Here is an 18693-nt window from a genome sequence, read left to right as displayed (position 1 = left end):
AACGTTAATTCGAATAAAAACTCCTCAATGGAATTTTGAGATGCTTAAATTGAATTAATAGCATCACGCCTCAAATTTTCAATTAAAACTCGTTAGAGGGCTATTTAGGTGTGTTATTTTTGACATACCACTTAAAAACAAGACTAATAACTTAAGTTAGCATCATGATATTTTAAGATCAAAAATCATCATTCTCTCTTTCTATCTAATTCTAATATCTCTATCTAGATCTAGAGGGAGTTTCTAAAAAATGACACCTTACTAGTTAACTGCATGATTTTGCTATTAAAAAACGGGTATTATTTTGTTATACGGGTATTTTTCAGTTATGTTTCAAAATCATATTTTCAACGAATATAGTTTTGCATCAATGACTTACGCGGGTACTTTTTAGTTATATTGGTTGGGTATTTTTCAGTTATTTATAACAAAATAATACCCGTCAAACATAACAAATTTATACCCGCTTAAACGCTTTAAATTCATTATGTTAAAACTTTTAACCAATGATTTTTCAGTAAAACATAACTCATGTGTCAAACAAACCTAACAAAATAATACCCGCCTTAATAAAATAGTATAAATTCATAAGCTTACTGCTTTACTGCTTGTTTTTTAAACATTTATTTATAACAAATTATTACCCGCCTTGTTGTTGTACGGATTTGTGGATAACTATTCACTTCTTAATTGACTTTTTAGTTTTTTATATGTGCTGTTCACTCGCTCTTTAGGGAGTTTCTGATTCATTATTTGACAAGAAAGTTCAAATGCTTGCTCAATATTAATGTCAGGTTGTGCTTTCAATAAAAGAGATAGGCTTTCTTCTATTAATATATTCTTATGATCATTAGCTTTTAGGTCGCCTTTTTTGACTGATTTTACATTGAAAAACTCTAGCTTTTCCTCTCTGGTTAATTTATGGGCAGTTCCAATTTTGTCTGCATCATATCGCCTTTTCTTGTCAGATTTACATGCTTCAAAGTATGCGAATTGAATTGCTTTGAATGCTCTTATTTCGCTTTCCCTCTTTTTTAGCTTTTCAAGCGATGCATGAAGCTCTAACAGTTCGGCTATTTGCCCTTCGTCCATACCAGTATATTGTCGCCGTATTTTGTAAAACTCAGCATGACTCATATGAAATTTGCGTCTTATATATATCGGGTGTGGTGGTTTATCATTAGAATCATTATCTAGAAAGTCCTGATAATTTCTAAGCATATTGAAGTAACGACTGGCTGTTTGTTTTAACTCATAAGATTCTTTTTCAGTTATTACACTAAACATAACTAAATAATACCCGTTCTTTTTGTAAAAATGCTTAGAACTATATTGTGCTTTACTTCCTCATATTCAAGTAGTTATAAGTCTTGCCCTCATTGATAAAAAGTATTTTAGAATTAATTTTATTACTACATTCAAATAGATAAAAAATATCTGCAAACTAGTTTTGCTTTCACGAAATTGAAGCAAGAACTGTAAAACCTTTAATAAAGTTGAGTCAAAATATGAATTACCCTCGATTTAAGAATGAACCTGAGGCAATCAATGTTGTTGAGCCTATAGATTTTCCTCACCGTTCCCCTAAAAATAAGGATGAGTTTGTGTCTGCTGTTAAGTTACTGGCTAGTCAATATTGCAATGATGCTATTTCAGTAAACAGCGACAAATCGTTAATAGACGTTGAAAGGCTCACTGATTTGTCGGTTGATGTTAAACGATTGTTGAATAGTGGCTGTGCATCTTCAGGAGAGCAGACGATTAGATTTGCTTTAGCCAGCATTTATAACACTCGCGCTGTTATCGAAATTTTACAAGAGAATTTCCTGTTTGAACTGGAAAAACAGGGGTACATAAAAGTTCTCAAAGACATTGACTCTTATGCTCCAAACATCCCAGCAACAGCCCTTTTTAGCAGCGCTTGTATATCTTTAGATGATGCAAATAAAGAGCTTTTGAGAAAGCTTATGCTCAATTATCGCGGCTGGTAGTCGCTTCGAATGAACTCAATTACGAGTTGCATTTGTTTTTTAAATTATTAATTTCAACACCAGAATAAAGGTCTGAGAAATCGTTATGTTAAGAGTAGTTCCGTTAACGCAATATTGTGTAATGAGTGGTGAAAATGAGAATGCTGTTAAGCGTCGTATTGAGCGAGGTCATTGGGTTTTGGGAGTGCATTATCACAAAAATAAGAATGTAAGAGAAAGAGCCATCGATCTAGAGGGGGTTGAAAAATGGTGGCGAGAAGGCAGTTTAGAGTTTATGTAAGCGGAGAACAATAATGATTTTAAAAAAAGATGCAGAAAAATTAAAGAAGGCACGTGGTGTCTCAATACGTTATAACAATGAACTGGCATCATCAATTCAATTGGCCTTCACGTATAAAGGTGTTCAATGTCGAGAAACAGTTGGCTATCAAGTTAACCAACAAGGCATGAATTCAGCAAGCAACATGCTAGGTGAAATTAAAAATAAAATTGCAAAAGGCACTTTTTTCTATGCTGACTACTTCCCAAAATCAAAAAAACTGGAAATATTTGGCGGTGCAGTAACTGGCGCGACTGTTAAAGATTATGTTGATAGATATATTGAAAATGCTGAAGAGCGCGGGTTAGCACCATCAACTGTGACAGGTTATAAAAAATCACGAAATGGTTTAAAACCACTGTGGTTAGTTAAGGTTACAGAATTAGACCAATTGATGCTGGTGAACTTCGTGAAGGCTTTAAGTGCCAAAGTAAAGGCAAAAACTATCTCTAATCGATTATCAGTTCTTCGCTCAGCACTCGATGATGCGATTATCGATAAATTGGTAGTTCAAAACCCCGTTGCAGGATTCAAGGTTAGCAAGCATATTAAAGTTGAAAGCAATGTGAATGCTCGGAAACAACATAATGCAGTGACTCCATTTTCTCCGAATGAAATCGACAAGATTTTTGAGGCTGCCGAAGGAACCGTAAAGGCCATTATTCAGTTTTGTAATGCAACAGGTGTTCGCTCTTCTGAATGGGTTGCATTAAAAAAACAAGATGTCTGTTTAATCTCCCGTGAGGTGACTATCTATGAGGCTGTTGTAGAAAAGCAAACGAAGGGAACAAAAACAATTAGTGGAAGACGTTCAATTCCAATCTCTCGTGAAGTTGCAGAACTACTTGAAGAAGAAATGGATAAACATGACAGTGATTATGTTTTCATCAATAGCAAGGGTGAACACTGGAACCAAGACTCTTTTAGAAAGCATCAATGGTCTAAAGTTTTAGAAAAGGCGGAGGTGAAATATAGATACCCATATCAACTAAGGCACACCTTCGCTACACGCAACATATCGGAGGGCATCAATCTATGGAAGTTGACTAAACTTATGGGTCATAAATCACCGCAGCAGCTTTATCAGCATTACGGTAACTTCATTGATGCATATGAAAAGAAATCAAAACGGGAAAATGCAGCTTAGTAACGTATATTCAATCAGGACAAATAGCCAAAAACCATTGCTTTTTTAGCAGTGGTTTTTGGCTATTTGTTTAATGGTTAATTATTAGAGTCGATTTTATTGCTTATCCAATTTTGAATATCCCCACGCCGCCATGCAACAGAACGCTCTGATAATTTGATACTTAATGGAAATTCAGAATTTTTCATAAGAGTATATAGTGAACGGGATAGACCAGTAATAGTTAGGACTTCCTCGCACCTTATCAGATCGTTAGTAACAGCCTATTGTCATGGCTTTATGGCTCTCGACGTATAGTTGGCTGGTACATTGATAATACTTTGAATCTAATTTAGAATTCTATATTAGAATGGGAACTATAATTTAAAGGGACAGACTAAATGAAAAATCTAATTACTTTCATGATTAGTATATACTTATTAGGTGTTATTGGCTTTACACCTATCTATTTATTTGCAAATTCTGCTGAAGAAACCGTTGAAGAATTATCGCTGTCAGACCTTCTAGAGTCGATCGGTAAAGCAACAATATCCACTCCTTATGAACAAAGAATATTTGAATCACATGTAGCAGAGTTGGAAGACGCTTTTGATAATTTAGATATTGACATGGATGATGGTTTATTGAATGTTTTAGAGTCTAATAACGATATTACAAATATAGTTATTAGCAAAGAGTATATAGGGAAGAAAAAGCTATATAGAGATGACCATTTTGAAAGAAGCATTTATGAAGTTTATTTGTCTTTCGACTACAAAGAAAAGTCATTTAAGTCTTCACTCATTATTTCTGACAAAAGTTTTTTCAAATTTCAATTAGCCAAGATAATCACTTTTGGAGAGGTGTATGCTAAAACGGAAGGCTCCGATTCTTACTATCAGTCCGGTATGTTACAAAGAGCTTTTTTCCCAAAGCAACTGTATAATCACACGGATAGTGATTTTGACCCTTTAGCATTAAAAAACATCAGGTTTTAACTAAATTAGGTGTACTAGCTCAGATTTGATCTGACAGTTACCCGTTTTCAAACGGTAACTGTCAGTTTAGGTTTGAGCTAAGTTCTTTTCTGCCCAAATTGATTTTCCATCAAGTAATGTTTCTAGTGGTGCTCTAACACAGCACATTTTGCTCTGATGAGTACGGTCGTTATTGTAGTATTTTATCCATTCGTCTAGGTCCATTTGTAACTCATCTAGTGAGTTATATAGCTTCTTACGAAACGCCACTTGATAAAACTCTTGCAATATCGTTTTGTGAAAGCGTTCGCATATACCATTCGTCTGAGGCGACATAGCCTTTGTCTTTGTATAATTCGATATCATTAATGGCTAAGTAAAGCTGATAATCGTGATGTTCAACCTTACCGCAATATTCAGTGTCTATATCCGTAAGTATACGTAGCATAGGAAGCTCATATTGTTCAAAATATGGCAGGACTTTATCGTTGAGTATGTCAGCTGCAGTGGTGGGTGTTTTAGTCGTATAAAGCTTAGCAAAAGTCACTTTGCTGTATGTGTCGATAAATGTCTGCTGGTAAATTCGACCAACGCCTTTTAAATTACCAACGTAGAATGTATCTTGCAAGCCAAGATAGCCTGGATGGGCTGTATCAATTTCACCACAAACCTCATCAAGCGCTGCAATTTGCGCGTCAGTAAGGATAATTCCATCATCAGCGACTTTTTCTCTAACGCATTCAATCGCTTTTTAAAGTTTTCCAAGTCGTGACGCAACCAAATTGAACGTCCCCCACTGGCAGAGACAAACACTCCTTGCTTACGCAATTCGTTGCTTGTTCGAGCTTGCCCGTGAGCTGGAAACTCAATAGCGTTAGCCACTACTGACTTTTTAGTTTTTCCATCGACACGATTTTTAGATTATCGCCTCTACGACTTTTATCAATAAGTGCGTCTAGCCCGCCTCTATCAACAAGTTCTTTATAGCGATAAAATGTATCTCTGGATGTTCCCATTACTTTGCAAGCTTTGGATACATTACCAAGTTCTTCAGCGAGATTAAGTAAACCTGCTTTGTGTTTGATGATTGGATTGTTTGTATGAAGCATGAGAGTTACCTCTTAGTTTGCTTTGATTTAAAGATTTGACACCTTAATCAAAACGGGTAACTCTCAATTTTTCAAATCGAAATGTCAGATCTTGTCTGAACCTAATACATTCTCAGGTTAGGATTCTAATATGCAGCAAACAGGTTTGCTTAAAGCAATCAACTTTCCAAGCACCAACTAAGAATATTTATGGTTAAATTTTCCCCATTATGTTGATGCCTGCGCTGATTAACAAAATCCCAATTATCCAACCTATTACTCCATAATCTAATAAACTAACCCCAAGGATTATCAGAAAAACTATCGCAATTATTTTTATCACAAACATTCCTTATTAAATTGATTCACAAAATAAATTATAACTATGCCACTGCATTTGGAAAGCACCAATGGTTTTTGGCTATTTGTTTACTCGTTCATTCTTAGAAGCGATTTTATTGCTTATCCAGTTTTGAATGTCACCCCGCCGCCATGCAACAGAACGCTCTGATAATTTGATACTTAATGGAAATTCAGAATTTTTCATAAGGGTGTATATAGTTGAACGTGATAGGCCAGTCATAGTTATAACTTCTTCGCGTCTTATCAAGTCGTTTGGACTTGTTGGTCGAGGTGAAGGAGTTTCATTCTGTACTAGCTCTTTTATTTGTTCATAGTCCGGTTGCTGAACATCATTACGGTGAATTAGTTCTTTAATTGAGTCAATTTGTCTAACGAGCAGTTGAAGCTCTGAAATAGTATGTTTGGATCGTAATTCAATATTATCGAGTAACATAACAATCGCTTTTTTATCTTTGGAATTCATGTTTATCACCAGCAAATAAAGAGACTTTAGCCTAGTAGTAAACACTAAATGTGGCGATTTTTTCGTGTTTTAATCGTGTATTTTGGCTTATTTTTGATGAACAACAAAAATGCATCAAATTCTCTGAAGCCCTTTAGATATGCGGTGTGCAGTAAAATTGTGGTTTGTAGTGTGTTGCTAGTGGGTGAGTAGTAGTGAAAACCCCTTCCAAGCCCCGTGTAGTGGGGGCTTGGTGGGTTTTAAAGTGGTGGAGCTGGGGGGATTTGAACCCCCGTCCGAAAAGCCTCGACCTTTGGTACTACATGCTTAGTATCGTCTTTTAGTTAACCTTATACAGCTCGGACGAACACGATCTGCAAAGGCGAGGCCGCTTAGTTTTAGCCCTTCAACCCCGGCCAGGGTTTCCGTAGCGAGTCCGTGTAGGGTGACACTTCAGAACCGGGTCCACAGACATACACCGGAGAAGTGCTAGCGGGCTATTATGCCGCTAGAGCGTAGTTATCGTCGTTTGCGATTACTTTAAATTGCGGCTTTTTTACGAGGCCAACCGCACCTCGACATGCACCTCGGGCGTCTTGAATTCCGTCGAATCCTAATCAGCCCCTGAATTTGGTATCTCATTCAGAGTGTTCATGCAGTATAACTGAGTAGCCTATTCAGACTCAAGGCATTAATCAGGAAATTTTTGCTAAGTGCCTTTGAATGCTGAATTTTCAGGCAGGAAAAATCAGTTTTTATACATATTTTCACATTTTAATCATACAAATTCTTAACATAGTACAAAAGTTGTGCTGAAATAAGAAACGTTGTTACCCTTCTTCAAAATAACCTGTAACAACACATAACTATAACAACAGGCAGTTTTTTACAGGGCTTTTCAGATGTCGATGTTTTCATTCGATGAACAAAGTGGCTATGTCTCTTTGTGTGAGCATCCTCGAGATGCAGGTTTTCCTACTACGAGTTCTCAATTAATTGAATTACTTGAGCAGTCGCCTTATGCAAATTACGAATATATTGATGCCAATATAGGCAAGTTGTTTATACCTAGCAGCCAATATCAAAACCAATCGTTAGTGGTTGCTAAAGCGGTTGATGCTCACCTTGAAGTGAAAGTTGATGCTAAAAACATGGTGGTTGAAGCAAGCCTAACAACAGCCCGTGGCGGTAAAATTGTCAGCATGGATATGGCGCAAGAGGTGCTTGCAGAGGCGGGCGTGATTAAAGGCATTAGTTTACGTGCTCTCGATACCTTCTTAGGCCAACAATTTAAGCAACCACCTGGCGCCCATTACACCGCGATTGTTGCCCATGGCCGAATGCCTAAAGAAGGCACCGATGCTAAATTCGTGCGCTTATGCTCAACAGCACAAGACCGCGTTCTTAGCCCGCAAGCGACCTCTGGCGGTAAAGTCGACATGCGTAATTTAGGTGCCATTATTACCGTTAAACCTGGCACGCCATTAATGCAACGAGTCCCTGCAACCCCCGGTGAAGATGGCTTTACAGTGTTTGGGGATGTGATGCCTGCAAAACCTGGTAAAGACTTACCCCTTGAGCCATTCGAAGGAACGCGCATCGATCCAAACAATAGTGATATGTTGATTGCCGATGCGAAGGGCGTGCCTGTTGCCCTACCCCGCGGTATGCGCGTAGACGACGTATTGTGCTTTCATCATGTTGATGTAAGTACGGGCCATGTCGAATTTGATGGCAGTGTTATTATTAGTGGTGATGTAAAAGATGGTATGCGCGTCAAAGCCACGGGTGATATCACTGTATTAGGCTTTGTTGAATCAGCCACAATTGAAAGTAAAAGTGAAGTCACCGTCATGCTTGGGGCTGTTGGCAGAAAACGTGAAAACGTCGAAAACTTTACCTGTAACATCACGGCTTCGCGCACTATCTCAGTGGGTTATGCTCAGTACTGCCATATAAAAACAGAGCAAGATTTATTCATTGAACGCCAAGCTTTACATTGTGATTTAAGCGCTCGCCGCCTTATTCGAGTCGGCAAAGCCAATAATCCGCGAGGCAAAATTATTGGTGGCAATATTTTAGATGCGATGCGAATAGAAACCGGCGAGCTTGGTGCGCCATCAGGCACTAAAACACGGGTTTTCATTGCTCAGTACTGGCATGATTTACGCCAAAAGCAGCAACAAATTAATGACTTTGAAAAGTTATTAGCGACAAAAGCAGCTGCCTTACAGCAAGCACGCAAAAAGGCTAATAAAATACCCGACCCAGCTCAACGTGCGCATTATATTAAAAAGATCACTGCCAGTGAGCAGCAGATCAAAATTAAAACAGCCAGCACGAAGAAAAAGAAACACTTAGTGAAAATTAAGATTGCGCGCTTATTAGCAACAAGCCGCTTAAAAGTGAATGAATTAATGCATCCAGGGGTGGAGCTTAAGATAGCGCAAGAGAGTAAACAGTTTTCACGTATTTACCCTCCTAACATGGTGCGTTTTTTTGAAGGTAAGATCACTCAGTCGTTTTAGTGGCTGAGTCTTGCTCTTCTTCACTTGCTTCAGTTTCAGGCAATGGCCAACCGCCAAGTTGTTGCCAGCGATTAACGATTAAACAGAACAATTCTGCAGTACGCTCGGTATCATATAATGCTGAGTGAGCCTGCTTATTGTCAAACTCAATACCGGCTGTTCTACATGCTTTCGCTAGCACTGTTTGTCCTAGTGCAAGACCCGCTAGTGATGTGGTATCAAAGCTAACAAATGGATGAAATGGCGTGCGTTTAATTTTACAACGCTCAATGGCGGCATTTAAAAAGCCGTGATCAAACGCGGCGTTATGTGCTACAACCACTGCACGCTGACAACCTGCTGCTTTTTGTGCCTTGCGCACGACTTTACAGATTTCTTTAATCGCTTCTTCCTCAGGCACTGCACCACGCAGCGCAGAAAAAGGATCAATACCATTAAACTCAATGGCCGCTTGTTCGATATTCGCGCCTTCAAATGGCTCAACATGAAAATGCACTGTATGATCAATACTTAACACGCCGTCGTCATCCATTTTAAGGACAGATGCAGCAATTTCTAATAACGCATCGGTCTCTTTATTAAAACCTGCGGTTTCAACATCAATCACAACAGGAAAAAAGCCACGAAAGCGTTTTGCGAAAAGAGTTTGTTCAGTATTTTCCATAGTCTTCTTGGTTTGCCAGTGTAAGCTGGCTATTATGTCAAAAACCACGGCTACTCTGCTAGAGTAAATAGTGTGAAATCGCAGATTCTTACTGAGTTTTTAGGCACATTACTTGCTTTATATTAATCAGCTAGCCCTGTGTTTAGTGTGCTGATGCAATTAAACACAAAAATTGCCAATTATTTGGCATTGATGATTTGTTGGAGAATTACCGTGATGAAGCTTTCATTACTTCCTTTAAGCCTAGGCCTATTAACCTCAGTTGCAAGTATAAATGCGCATGCAGCCATGCGTGAGTATACCGCTAATGCTGATATGTCGAACTGGCAAATGGTAAAAACATCTCGCTTAGAATGCCAATTAAATCATGAAGTTCCTTATTATGGTGAAGCAATTTTCAGTACCACTGCCAGTAAAAATAAAGACGTAAACTTTAACCTTGATATGGTTGTACGCCCAGACAACTACAGTATTGCTGGTCTAAAAGCCGTACCACCTAGTTGGCGTGCTGGTATGCCCGCTCGCGACTTAGCGAATATGAAGCTATTACGTAAGTTTGACGGCGAGCTTGGCAACAAAACCGCTTGGGAAATGCTCACCGAACTTGAAAAAGGCTACCAACCGACATTTTATTACCAAGACTGGCAAAACAGTGCCGATAAAATTGCCGTTGGTTTATCGAGTGTCAACTTTAAGCAAGCTTATTGGGCGTTTTTACAGTGCCGAGATGCGATGCTTCCATACAGCTTTGAAGATATTTCGTTCACAGTGATGAACTATGAGCCTAATACCAGCAAACTGACTAAATCATCACAAAAACGCTTAGATAAAATTGGCGAATACTTAAAGTACGACACCAACATTGAATCTATTTCAATATCTTCTTACACCGACAGTTACGGTGGTCGCTGGAACAACCTCGAATTATCAAAAAAACGTGCTAAAGCGATTAAAGATTACATTGTTAGCTTAGGGGTTGATGAAAGCAAAGTAGATACCGATGGTTACGGTGAAAAGCGCCATGTTGCTAGCAACGACAACATTTTAGACCGAAACAAAAACCGTCGTTTAGTCATTCAAATTGCAAAAATGTAGCCGCCGAAGCGGCTACTAGCTTTAACTCATTTCTATTGACTTCACGCGCTTAAAGCGCTTTAGCCACTTATCGCCGAACTGAAAAAACGCGAGGCTAATCATAATGATGGTCGCGCCAACAATCAGAGCTTGGTCAATGGGCTCATCATTAAGCAAACCACCTAAAGCAATTGCAAAACTTGGTGTGATCAAGGTTGTTAATGCGACCGTGCTGGCGTTCAACTTTTGCAATACATGAAAATACGCCAGCGCACCAATTAATGAACCAAACACGCCTAAGTAAACAATTGAGTACAGTGATTTTGCACTCCATATCTGGCTATTAAGTCGGCCATCTACCAGCAACCAAGTAATAAAAAACAGAGGCGTTACAAAAACCAACGCACCAAATGTGGTGGCCATTGGATGAATAGCAATTCTTACCCGTTTGATCATCACACCGCTCAAACTAAAAAAGCACACTGCCATAAATACATATAACAGGCCACTAAGCTGCTCTACTCCCCCTTGAATATGGCGCTGGCTTACTAAAAATAAACCAATTAAGGCACAGCCAAGTGCGGCAAGCTTAATGGCGCTAAACTTAGGTTCGTTCAAGATCTTTTGCGCAAGTAAGCCCGATAAAATTGGCGCAAGACCAAACATCAATGATATTAACCCAGAAGGCACTGTTTTAGCGGCCATGTAGCTTAATAACATGCCGCCAAAAATACCTATGCTTGAATAGCCATAAAGGAATAAAGCACGGCGATGCCAGGGCACTCGGATATTGGCAACAGCAACGACAAACGAAGCCAACACCAGTCCCACCAGCATCCGTAAAAACACAGCTAGGGTTGGTGCTACCGTTTCACTACTCCAAACAATACCCAGTGGTGTTGTTGACCAAATCACCACCATTAAAAAATATGAGGCTTTAACAGGCACAAGCTTATTCCTTTAAAAAGGCGAAAAAAGCGGAAGAAAATTTAAAAGGGAAATAACCAACCGCTTAGAACGCGGTTAGTAAAACTTACTTAATTAACCGCAGCAAATAACAGACCATACGACTGATGAGGTCAGGCGCATACAATTGTTTGTTGGTCGTTGGTTTAGCTGCATCATGGTATTTAATAAAGTAAGTTGAAGAAGCTTAAGAATCCGCCTAAATGGTGATTTTGTCAACACGAATACTCATGCTATTTGGCAAAAAGTTTTTTGCTGATTTCAACAGCCTGTTTGCACATGTAAATCATAGGTTACATTTAATTTCTTTGATTTATAACAAAACTATTTAAGTTTTGTTAAACAAGTTATATCTTGCTTGCCTCTCACGAAGTTTAAGGGGCAAAAAGTGCTTAAAAATAAAACAATAGGTAGCATGTTAATTGTTGCTGGCACCACCATAGGTGCAGGGATGCTGGCATTGCCTATCGCCTCCGCAGGGCTTGGTTTCACAACAGCGTTATCACTAATCTTTTTAACTTGGGTTTTAATGACCTACACAGCATTGCTGATGCTAGAGCTGCATCAATATGCCGACAGAGATGCAACCCTCAATACGTTAGCTAAGTCATGGTTGGGTAAACGTGGGCAATGGGTCGCTAACTTTTCAGTGATGTTTTTGTTTTACGCATTATGCGCTGCGTATATCGCAGGTGGTGGTGCGCAATTACAAGAAAAGCTCAACAATGGTTTATCGCTTTCTTTAGCGCCGCAAGTTGGCTCAGTTATTCTGGCTATTGTGATTGGTACTGTGGTGACACTCGGTACCAGCAAAGTCGATAAGCTTAACCGCGTACTGTTCACTATTAAAGTATGCGTACTAGCCAGCTTATTTTATATGCTGACACCTTATGTTCATGGCCAACACTTACTTGAAATGCCTATTGAACAAGGTCTGATTTTATCTGCAATCCCGGTGGTGTTTACCTCGTTTGGCTTTCATGGCTCTATTCCATCGATTGTGAAATACGTGGGTTTAGATATCAAAACACTTCGTAAAGTAATGGTGGCAGGTGCCGCATTGCCTTTAGTCATTTACATTTTTTGGCAATTACTTAGCCAAGGTATGATGAGTCAAAGTGACTTACTACAAAGCCAAGGGTTACCCGGTTTTGTAAGCAGTGTTGCTAGCATTGCTCACAGCCCACACGTTGCCACCGCTGTGAACATCTTTGCTGATTTAGCATTAGCCACGTCTTTCTTGGGGGTGAGTTTAGGTTTGTTCGACTTTTTTGCTGATGCATTTAAAAAAGGTGATGGTAGTAAAGATCGCATCAAAACAGCCTTGATCACCTTTATTCCACCGCTAGGCTTTGCGCTATTCTATCCACAAGGGTTTATTATGGCACTTGGCTACGCCGCCATTGCGCTGGTTATTTTAGCGGTGTTTTTACCGGTTGCTATGGTCTATAAGCAACGAAGCAGCAAACCTGATGCGGGTTATCAAGTTAAAGGCGGTAATATTGGCTTAGCACTGGCCGCCCTGTTTGGTGTGCTTATTATTAGTGCTCAAGGTTTACAAATGGCGGGGCTTATTCCAGCGATTGGTTAAACAGCTCATCAAAAAAAGCACCCGAGGGTGCTTTTTTTGTGTCTGATTTAAGATTTAATTAAAATACCATCGCCTTACCACGGCCAGATGCTTCAGATGCCGCATCTAATTTACCGTCTTTATTGATGATCACATGCATATCACCAAAATGGCGTTCATCGAGTGTATAACCCATTTTCTCAAGCGCTTTAACAACCTTTGGTTCAAGACCAGTGTGGTATCTAATCACATTTTTAGGCCATAACTGGTGATGAAAGCGTGGGCTGTCTACCACTTGCTCTGCTGTCATATCAAATTCAACCGCATTTAAAATTGACTCATACACAGAGCTAATAATCGTGGTACCACCCGGAGAGCCAGTTACCATTTTAACTTTGTTATCCTGAAGCAGAATGGTCGGTGTCATTGAGCTCAACATGCGTTTATGGGGTTGGATTTCATTAGCTTTACCACCAATAGCACCAAATACATTCATCACACCTGGCTTGGCACTAAAGTCATCCATTTCATCATTCAAAATAAATCCTGCGCCCGATACAACCACGCCACTGCCAAAGCTTAAGTTGATGGTCGTGGTATTAGCAACGGCATTACCCCACTTATCTAGGATAGAAAAATGCGTTGTTTGCTCACTTTCGTGTAAACCCGGTTTGATGTTCTCAGTTGTCGAAATGGCATCTGGGCGAATTGTACTTGCACGATTGCTAAGATAATCATCTGCAAGTAGAGCTGTTTTTGGCACCTCATAAAAATCTGGGTCACCTAAATATTCTGCTCTGTCGGCAAATACGCGTTTACCTACTTCAGCCAAAATATGGACATAGGTGGTCGAGTTGTGCTCAAGCTTTCCTTCTGGCTTTGCCAAGTCGTACATTTTTAGCCACTGCAAAATAGCAATACCACCTGAACTTGGCGGTGGCGATGTGAGCACTTCGTAACCGCGCCAGTTACCCTTAATTGGTGTACGTGACTTAGCTTGATAAGCTTTTAAGTCTTGCTCAGTAATAATGCCGCCGTGCTGCTTCATAAATGACGCTATGATCTTTGCTGTCTCACCCTCGTAGAAACCAGCTTTACCTTGATCACGAATACGTTTTAGTGTGGCGGCAAGTTCCGGCTGTTTAAATAGCTTATTTGCTTTAGCATCGGCAAAGTAATCAGCAAAGTTAATGTTTACCGACTTTTTGGCCATTCGCGCACTATAACGCTCGATACTCGCAGCTAGCTTAGGATGCACAATAAAGCCCTGCTCTGCTAATTTAACCGCAGGCTCTAGCAGAGTTTTCCACTCTAAGCTGCCGTGCTTTTGATGGGCAAGCCACATTCCAGCAACACTGCCCGGAACACCACTTGCGTGAATACCGTACACTGACATGTTATCAATAACATCGCCTTTATCATCAAGGTACATATCGCGATGAGCTGCTGTTGGCGCCGTTTCGCGGTAATCTATAAAATCACCTTTGCCATCTTTTTGGATCAGCATAAAGCCACCACCACCGATGTTTCCGGCTTCTGGTAAAGTAACCGCTAATACAAACTGTGCTGCAATTGCCGCATCAACGGCGTTACCGCCTTGCTCTAAAATAGCCCGTGCCGTATCACTGCTGTAACTATCTGGCATAGCGACGGCCGCTTGTTTTGCAAAGCTTGCCGGATGAAAGAATATTGCGGTTACGATCAACAGATGTGCCGCGTATTTGACTAAATTTGCCATGGTACTTCCTTTTTCTTGATGTTATTTTGACCATTTAGACATGTGAAACCCTTAAGGTCAATTAGTTACGATTAACTTAGCTGAGCTGCTCTTTAGGACATGTATAAAGTACTGCAGGTAATTCACCATGTTCATCTTTATGGTTGTAGTTTTTTACAAACTTGAGGCCTAGTTTTTCCATCACCTTTATTGAGCCCAGGTTATCTTTTAGTGCTGTGGCACTGAGCGACTTTACTTCCTCTGGCTCGCTAACTGCTTTGGCAATGGCAAGTGCGGCCTCTGACGCATAACCTTTACCCCAGCTCATTTGTTTAAAGCGCCAGCCAATTTCTAAATCACTAAAATCAGGCTGTTCAAAAAAGCCCATGGGCCTGACTAATACCCAGCCTATAAAAGTATTACTCTCGATGATATTTACTTGCCAAAGCCCCCAGCCTTTTTGCTCATTTCGATACGCATTCAAGCGTGGAATAAACACCTCTTTAATGCTCTGCATACTGGATACTTTGCCGCGAGTGAGATGTTTCATTACCTTTGGGTCGTTATCGAGCTCATAAAGTAGCTCGGCATCATTTTCATCCATTAACCGAAAACTTAATCGTGCTGTTCTAGCTATATTCATTTTTTATTGCTTATACTGCTTAATAGTTGATTAACCATTAGAGAAAAATATGAACAAATTAGCAAGCTTAGTTTTATTAGGCTGTATTGCCTTAACAGGTTGTGAAGATGCAGAGCAAGCCAAGAAAGATGCCAGCGAAGCAAAAGAGGAAGTAAAGCAAGCGCTAAGTGATGCTTGGAGCGACGTAAAAGACGCCACCAATGAGTTTAACGACGACTCACTGCAAGAGTTACTCGAAGAGAGTAAGAAAATGGGCTTGAGCATGTATGACGACGGTAAAGAAATTGCCTTAGATGCATGGATTGAGAGTAAAGAAGCGGCTGGTGAGCTTTCTGAAAAAACCAAACAAAAAGCAAAAGAACTGGCTGAAGAATTAAGAGAAGCGCGCGAAAAACGCGAGCAAGAGAAAAATAATTAAAAAGAAAGGGCAAGTATTTACTTGCCCTTTTTTGTTAGTAATTAAAGCTCAAATTCTTTTTTGAATTTTAAGCCAAATTCACTGCGGTCGTTGCTGCGCATTACACCAACAAAACCAGATTGTTGTAAACGACCCACATCGTATACTTCGTTTAACACGTTCTCACCGTAAAGAGTCACTTCAAAGTCACCGTTCGGGTTTAAGTAAGAAATGTTGAAACCCACTAATTCACGAGAATCAATGTGTTCACTTTGGTTGTAAACTGATTGACCTTGCATATCGCTACGGTATGAATAGTTAGCGTTTACTGCCACTGTGCCACCGTTACTTAAATCAATGAAATAAGAAGGTGCGACCATCACAGTCCAACGTGGTGTTAGTGCTGGTGAGTCACCTTTACCAATACCTAATACACCGTCATCAACTTCTGTGATTTCTGAATCTAGGTAACCAATCGCGCTACGTAGCGTAAAGTCATCAGTAAATGCAATTGTTGTCTCAAGCTCGATACCTTGCGCTTTAGACTCACCGGCATTTTCTACGATAGTAACGAAACCGCCACCTGCAGTTGGATCTGAGAATGGTAATGCCAGATCTGTGTAGTCAGTGACAAACACCGCTAACATCATAGATACGTCTTCATGTACCTGACCTTTTAAGCCTAGCTCGTAGTTAATTGCTTTTGTTTCATCGAAAGAAACAAATTGATCAGGACCACCAAATGGACGCGGTGGGAAACCACCTGTTTGATAACCTTTTTGGATTTGGCCATACACGTTCATGTTATTGCTAAGCTGGTAAGACGCATTTAAATCCCATGTTACTGCATCAAAATCAGCACTCACGTATTTACGTGTCGCAAACGTTGGGAATAAGGCATCGGCTTCTTTTTTATCTTTCGAATAACGTAGACCACCGCCCACAGTTAAATCGTCGCTTAGGTCATAGCTTGCATTGATATAAGCTGCGTATGAGTTAGTCTCTTGGTTGATATCAAAGTAACCATAATCACCAAAAGACGCAGTAGTACCGTCATTCAGAAGACCATCTGGTGTGTTGAATGGGCTAAATACAAACGGACCTGAACTTGTGAAGCCATCTTCATTAAAGAAGTATAAGCCAGATACAAAGTCCATGTTATCGAAGCTACCATTTAACTGGATTTCGAATGAATATTGATCTGCACCACCTTCTTCTGGGAATTCAGATAAGTTAAGGGCAACAGCGTCATCATCAAGACCCCCTTCGTATTCTGAGCTACGGTAGCTTGTGATGAACTTAGCTGTATAGGTGTTATTAATATCCCAATCAGCGGTTAAAGACGTGCCCCAGCCTGAGTAAGCCGTCGATTCAATACCCTCTACTGTTGATGCTAAATCATCAGGATCGCTTGGTAACATGTCTTCTGTAAGTAATGGGAAATCACCATTGAATGGGTCATTTGGGTCAAGTGGCGTTGTTAGTTCAATTGTGTAGGGTGATTGGCCTGATTCGTTATCAACACCATCAATTGAAAACACAAAAGATAAATCGCTACTTGCTTGCCATTTAAGCGCCATACGACCGCTTAACTCTTGCTCTTCACCAATTTCTTTTTCTGGATTAGCAAGGTTAATCGCTTCACCTACACCATCGCGTTGCTTATAAGACACGCTTGCAGACATGCTTACAGTGTCGGTAAGGCTGTTATTAAAGTAAACGTCACCAGCTAAACGACCACGGCTACCTACTTTTGCCGTTGTCGTTACAATGCCTTCGTCACCAGGTTGCTTAGTAATAATATTTACTGCACCACCTAACGTGTTACGACCATACAAGGTACCTTGTGGACCACGTAACACCTCTACACGCTCAACATTTGGTAATGATAAGTTTGAGCCCATTTGACGACCAAGGTATACACCGTCTAAGTAAACACCTACACCCGGATCAGTTGTGATCACATGGTCTTGTAAACCAATACCACGAATAAACACTGATGCATGAGCCGCATTACCTACACCATAACGGGTGATGTTTAGGTTAGGTACGTATTTACCGATGTCTTCTAGGTTGCTCATGTTTGCTTTATCAATCAAGTTTTCACCGATTGATGTCACCGCTGTTGGCGACTCAAAAATGCTTTCTGTACGCTTACGCGCTGTTACTTCGATTTTTTCGAAAGCATCTTGTTTAGCAGAGGTTTTTTCTTGCTCAGCAAAGGCTGAAGTAGATAATGCAGCAACAATAGCTACAGTTAACTGTGAGAGATGACGTAATTTCAATTAAAACTCCAAAGGATACCGTGTGTGTGTATTTTTACCCGTAAATTTCAGGCATAAAAAAAGACGCTTAGGTATAAGCATCTTTCCTCTGGAGGGGCATTATATGTCAGTTTTGTGAAAATATGTATAATTTTTTTGATTTTTATCAAAAACTGTATAAATAAACCACATTATCATTCTCTATTCGAATTATAAGTCACTAAACTCTTTGCGAAATAGTAAATAAAAATAAATGTTTAGTTCTACATTATCGCAATTAGCTTGCCAATTAACATAATTTTAATGAACAAAGAATGAACGTGTTTTATGTTATTTTTCATAGCGGTACAAGCCAATTTCAGAAATTTCTCAGTTCCCAAAGAGTACCCAACTCAGGTAATGTTTAATACGGTGCTGCCAAGTTAGCAAAAGCTAACTAAACATTAATTTGCGCAGCGTTTTCCTCTGTTGGAATTTCATTTTTTAAACGTAATAATCAGCAACACAATTACTTGCTCTACTAATTCGCTTAATTAACTGCTATTGCGGATTGGTATTATCATT

16 protein-coding genes, 1 other RNA gene and 1 pseudogene are annotated in these 18693 nt (G+C 39.7%); 8 read left to right on the top strand and 10 right to left on the bottom strand.

Annotation, left to right across the window (positions count from 1 at the left end; translation table 11 throughout):
* Window positions 1–675 precede the first annotated feature (675 nt).
* Window positions 676–1287 carry a hypothetical protein gene (locus tag CWC28_RS02595; protein WP_138624676.1) on the bottom strand — a complete coding sequence of 204 codons (612 nt, stop codon included), beginning with the start codon at window positions 1285–1287 and terminating at the stop codon, window positions 676–678.
* Between the two features lie 221 nt (window positions 1288–1508).
* On the opposite strand from CWC28_RS02595, the gene CWC28_RS02590 reads away from it, so the two are divergent.
* From CWC28_RS02590 to CWC28_RS02580, 3 genes are all read left to right on the top strand, one after another.
* Entirely contained in the window at window positions 1509–1991 is a 483-nt protein-coding gene (locus CWC28_RS02590; RefSeq protein ID WP_138624675.1) for a hypothetical protein, read from the top strand.
* Between the two features lie 85 nt (window positions 1992–2076).
* Entirely contained in the window at window positions 2077–2271 is a 195-nt protein-coding gene (locus CWC28_RS02585) for a hypothetical protein (RefSeq protein WP_036967257.1), read from the top strand.
* 13 nt (window positions 2272–2284) lie between these two features.
* A complete protein-coding gene (locus CWC28_RS02580) occupies window positions 2285–3457 on the top strand; it encodes a tyrosine-type recombinase/integrase (RefSeq protein WP_138624674.1) in 1173 nt (390 codons plus the stop codon).
* Between the two features lie 77 nt (window positions 3458–3534).
* On the opposite strand, the gene CWC28_RS22485 is transcribed toward CWC28_RS02580, so the two are convergent.
* Window positions 3535–3702: a helix-turn-helix transcriptional regulator gene (locus CWC28_RS22485; protein ID WP_283206502.1), complete on the bottom strand. Its 168-nt coding sequence runs from the start codon at window positions 3700–3702 to the stop codon at window positions 3535–3537.
* Between the two features lie 135 nt (window positions 3703–3837).
* Here CWC28_RS22485 and CWC28_RS02570 point away from each other — a divergent pair, with 135 nt between their 5' ends.
* Complete coding sequence (locus CWC28_RS02570; protein WP_138624673.1) at window positions 3838–4434, top strand: hypothetical protein; 597 nt, start codon at window positions 3838–3840, stop codon at window positions 4432–4434.
* A gap of 66 nt (window positions 4435–4500) precedes the next feature.
* On the opposite strand, the pseudogene CWC28_RS02565 reads toward CWC28_RS02570, so the two are convergent.
* From CWC28_RS02565 to ssrA, 3 genes and pseudogenes are all read right to left on the bottom strand, one after another.
* A pseudogene (locus CWC28_RS02565) lies at window positions 4501–5522 on the bottom strand (IS481 family transposase).
* A gap of 400 nt (window positions 5523–5922) precedes the next feature.
* On the bottom strand, window positions 5923–6327 hold the full coding sequence (locus tag CWC28_RS02560) for a helix-turn-helix transcriptional regulator (RefSeq protein ID WP_249324940.1): 405 nt from the start codon (window positions 6325–6327) through the stop codon (window positions 5923–5925).
* Window positions 6328–6572: 245 nt separating this feature from the next.
* Window positions 6573–6931: a transfer-messenger RNA gene (gene ssrA, locus CWC28_RS02555) on the bottom strand.
* A gap of 277 nt (window positions 6932–7208) precedes the next feature.
* On the opposite strand from ssrA, the gene CWC28_RS02550 reads away from it, so the two are divergent.
* Window positions 7209–8834 carry a FapA family protein gene (locus CWC28_RS02550; RefSeq protein WP_063700037.1) on the top strand — a complete coding sequence of 542 codons (1626 nt, stop codon included), beginning with the start codon at window positions 7209–7211 and terminating at the stop codon, window positions 8832–8834.
* Here the strand turns inward: CWC28_RS02550 and rnt are convergent.
* Entirely contained in the window at window positions 8818–9498 is a 681-nt protein-coding gene (gene rnt, locus CWC28_RS02545; RefSeq protein ID WP_063700039.1) for a ribonuclease T, read from the bottom strand. The genes CWC28_RS02550 and rnt overlap by 17 nt on opposite strands.
* Before the next feature lie 216 nt (window positions 9499–9714).
* Between rnt and CWC28_RS02540 the strand changes: the two genes are divergently transcribed.
* Window positions 9715–10593, top strand: a complete 879-nt coding sequence (locus CWC28_RS02540; protein ID WP_054561850.1) for a flagellar protein MotY — start codon at window positions 9715–9717, stop codon at window positions 10591–10593.
* A gap of 21 nt (window positions 10594–10614) precedes the next feature.
* Here CWC28_RS02540 and CWC28_RS02535 read toward each other — a convergent pair whose 3' ends face one another.
* Entirely contained in the window at window positions 10615–11520 is a 906-nt protein-coding gene (locus CWC28_RS02535; RefSeq protein WP_063700041.1) for a DMT family transporter, read from the bottom strand.
* A 406-nt stretch (window positions 11521–11926) separates the two neighbouring features.
* Here CWC28_RS02535 and CWC28_RS02530 point away from each other — a divergent pair, with 406 nt between their 5' ends.
* A complete protein-coding gene (locus tag CWC28_RS02530) occupies window positions 11927–13129 on the top strand; it encodes an aromatic amino acid transport family protein (protein ID WP_082873949.1) in 1203 nt (400 codons plus the stop codon).
* Between the two features lie 58 nt (window positions 13130–13187).
* Here CWC28_RS02530 and ggt read toward each other — a convergent pair whose 3' ends face one another.
* Together ggt and CWC28_RS02520 are read right to left on the bottom strand one after the other, a co-directional pair.
* On the bottom strand, window positions 13188–14846 hold the full coding sequence (ggt, locus tag CWC28_RS02525; RefSeq protein ID WP_063700043.1) for a gamma-glutamyltransferase: 1659 nt from the start codon (window positions 14844–14846) through the stop codon (window positions 13188–13190).
* A gap of 76 nt (window positions 14847–14922) precedes the next feature.
* A complete protein-coding gene (locus tag CWC28_RS02520) occupies window positions 14923–15468 on the bottom strand; it encodes a GNAT family N-acetyltransferase (RefSeq protein WP_105181069.1) in 546 nt (181 codons plus the stop codon).
* A gap of 49 nt (window positions 15469–15517) precedes the next feature.
* Between CWC28_RS02520 and CWC28_RS02515 the strand changes: the two genes are divergently transcribed.
* Window positions 15518–15886 (top strand): hypothetical protein, encoded by a 369-nt coding sequence (locus tag CWC28_RS02515; RefSeq protein WP_063700049.1) that lies wholly within the window; start codon window positions 15518–15520, stop codon window positions 15884–15886.
* A 41-nt stretch (window positions 15887–15927) separates the two neighbouring features.
* On the opposite strand, the gene CWC28_RS02510 is transcribed toward CWC28_RS02515, so the two are convergent.
* Window positions 15928–18150, bottom strand: a complete 2223-nt coding sequence (locus CWC28_RS02510; RefSeq protein ID WP_105174611.1) for a TonB-dependent receptor — start codon at window positions 18148–18150, stop codon at window positions 15928–15930.
* Window positions 18151–18693: the final 543 nt, after the last annotated feature.

The sequence above is a fragment of the Pseudoalteromonas sp. S4492 genome (assembly GCF_005886115.1).
Classification (GTDB): Bacteria; Pseudomonadota; Gammaproteobacteria; order Enterobacterales; family Alteromonadaceae; genus Pseudoalteromonas; species Pseudoalteromonas gelatinilytica.
Note: the sequence above shows the minus strand (reverse complement) of the source record. Positions and strands in the feature narration are given on the sequence as shown.

Coding starts and splice junctions, on each gene's coding strand:
- ggt (WP_063700043.1), bottom strand. CDS start 14,846: ATGGCAAATTTAGTCAAATACGCGGCACATCTGTTGATCGTAACCGCA.
- CWC28_RS02585 (WP_036967257.1), top strand. CDS start 2,077: ATGTTAAGAGTAGTTCCGTTAACGCAATATTGTGTAATGAGTGGTGAA.
- CWC28_RS02570 (WP_138624673.1), top strand. CDS start 3,838: ATGAAAAATCTAATTACTTTCATGATTAGTATATACTTATTAGGTGTT.
- CWC28_RS02560 (WP_249324940.1), bottom strand. CDS start 6,327: ATGAATTCCAAAGATAAAAAAGCGATTGTTATGTTACTCGATAATATT.
- CWC28_RS02540 (WP_054561850.1), top strand. CDS start 9,715: ATGAAGCTTTCATTACTTCCTTTAAGCCTAGGCCTATTAACCTCAGTT.
- CWC28_RS02520 (WP_105181069.1), bottom strand. CDS start 15,468: ATGAATATAGCTAGAACAGCACGATTAAGTTTTCGGTTAATGGATGAA.
- CWC28_RS02590 (WP_138624675.1), top strand. CDS start 1,509: ATGAATTACCCTCGATTTAAGAATGAACCTGAGGCAATCAATGTTGTT.
- CWC28_RS02550 (WP_063700037.1), top strand. CDS start 7,209: ATGTCGATGTTTTCATTCGATGAACAAAGTGGCTATGTCTCTTTGTGT.
- rnt (WP_063700039.1), bottom strand. CDS start 9,498: ATGGAAAATACTGAACAAACTCTTTTCGCAAAACGCTTTCGTGGCTTT.
- CWC28_RS02515 (WP_063700049.1), top strand. CDS start 15,518: ATGAACAAATTAGCAAGCTTAGTTTTATTAGGCTGTATTGCCTTAACA.
- CWC28_RS02580 (WP_138624674.1), top strand. CDS start 2,285: ATGATTTTAAAAAAAGATGCAGAAAAATTAAAGAAGGCACGTGGTGTC.
- CWC28_RS02595 (WP_138624676.1), bottom strand. CDS start 1,287: ATGTTTAGTGTAATAACTGAAAAAGAATCTTATGAGTTAAAACAAACA.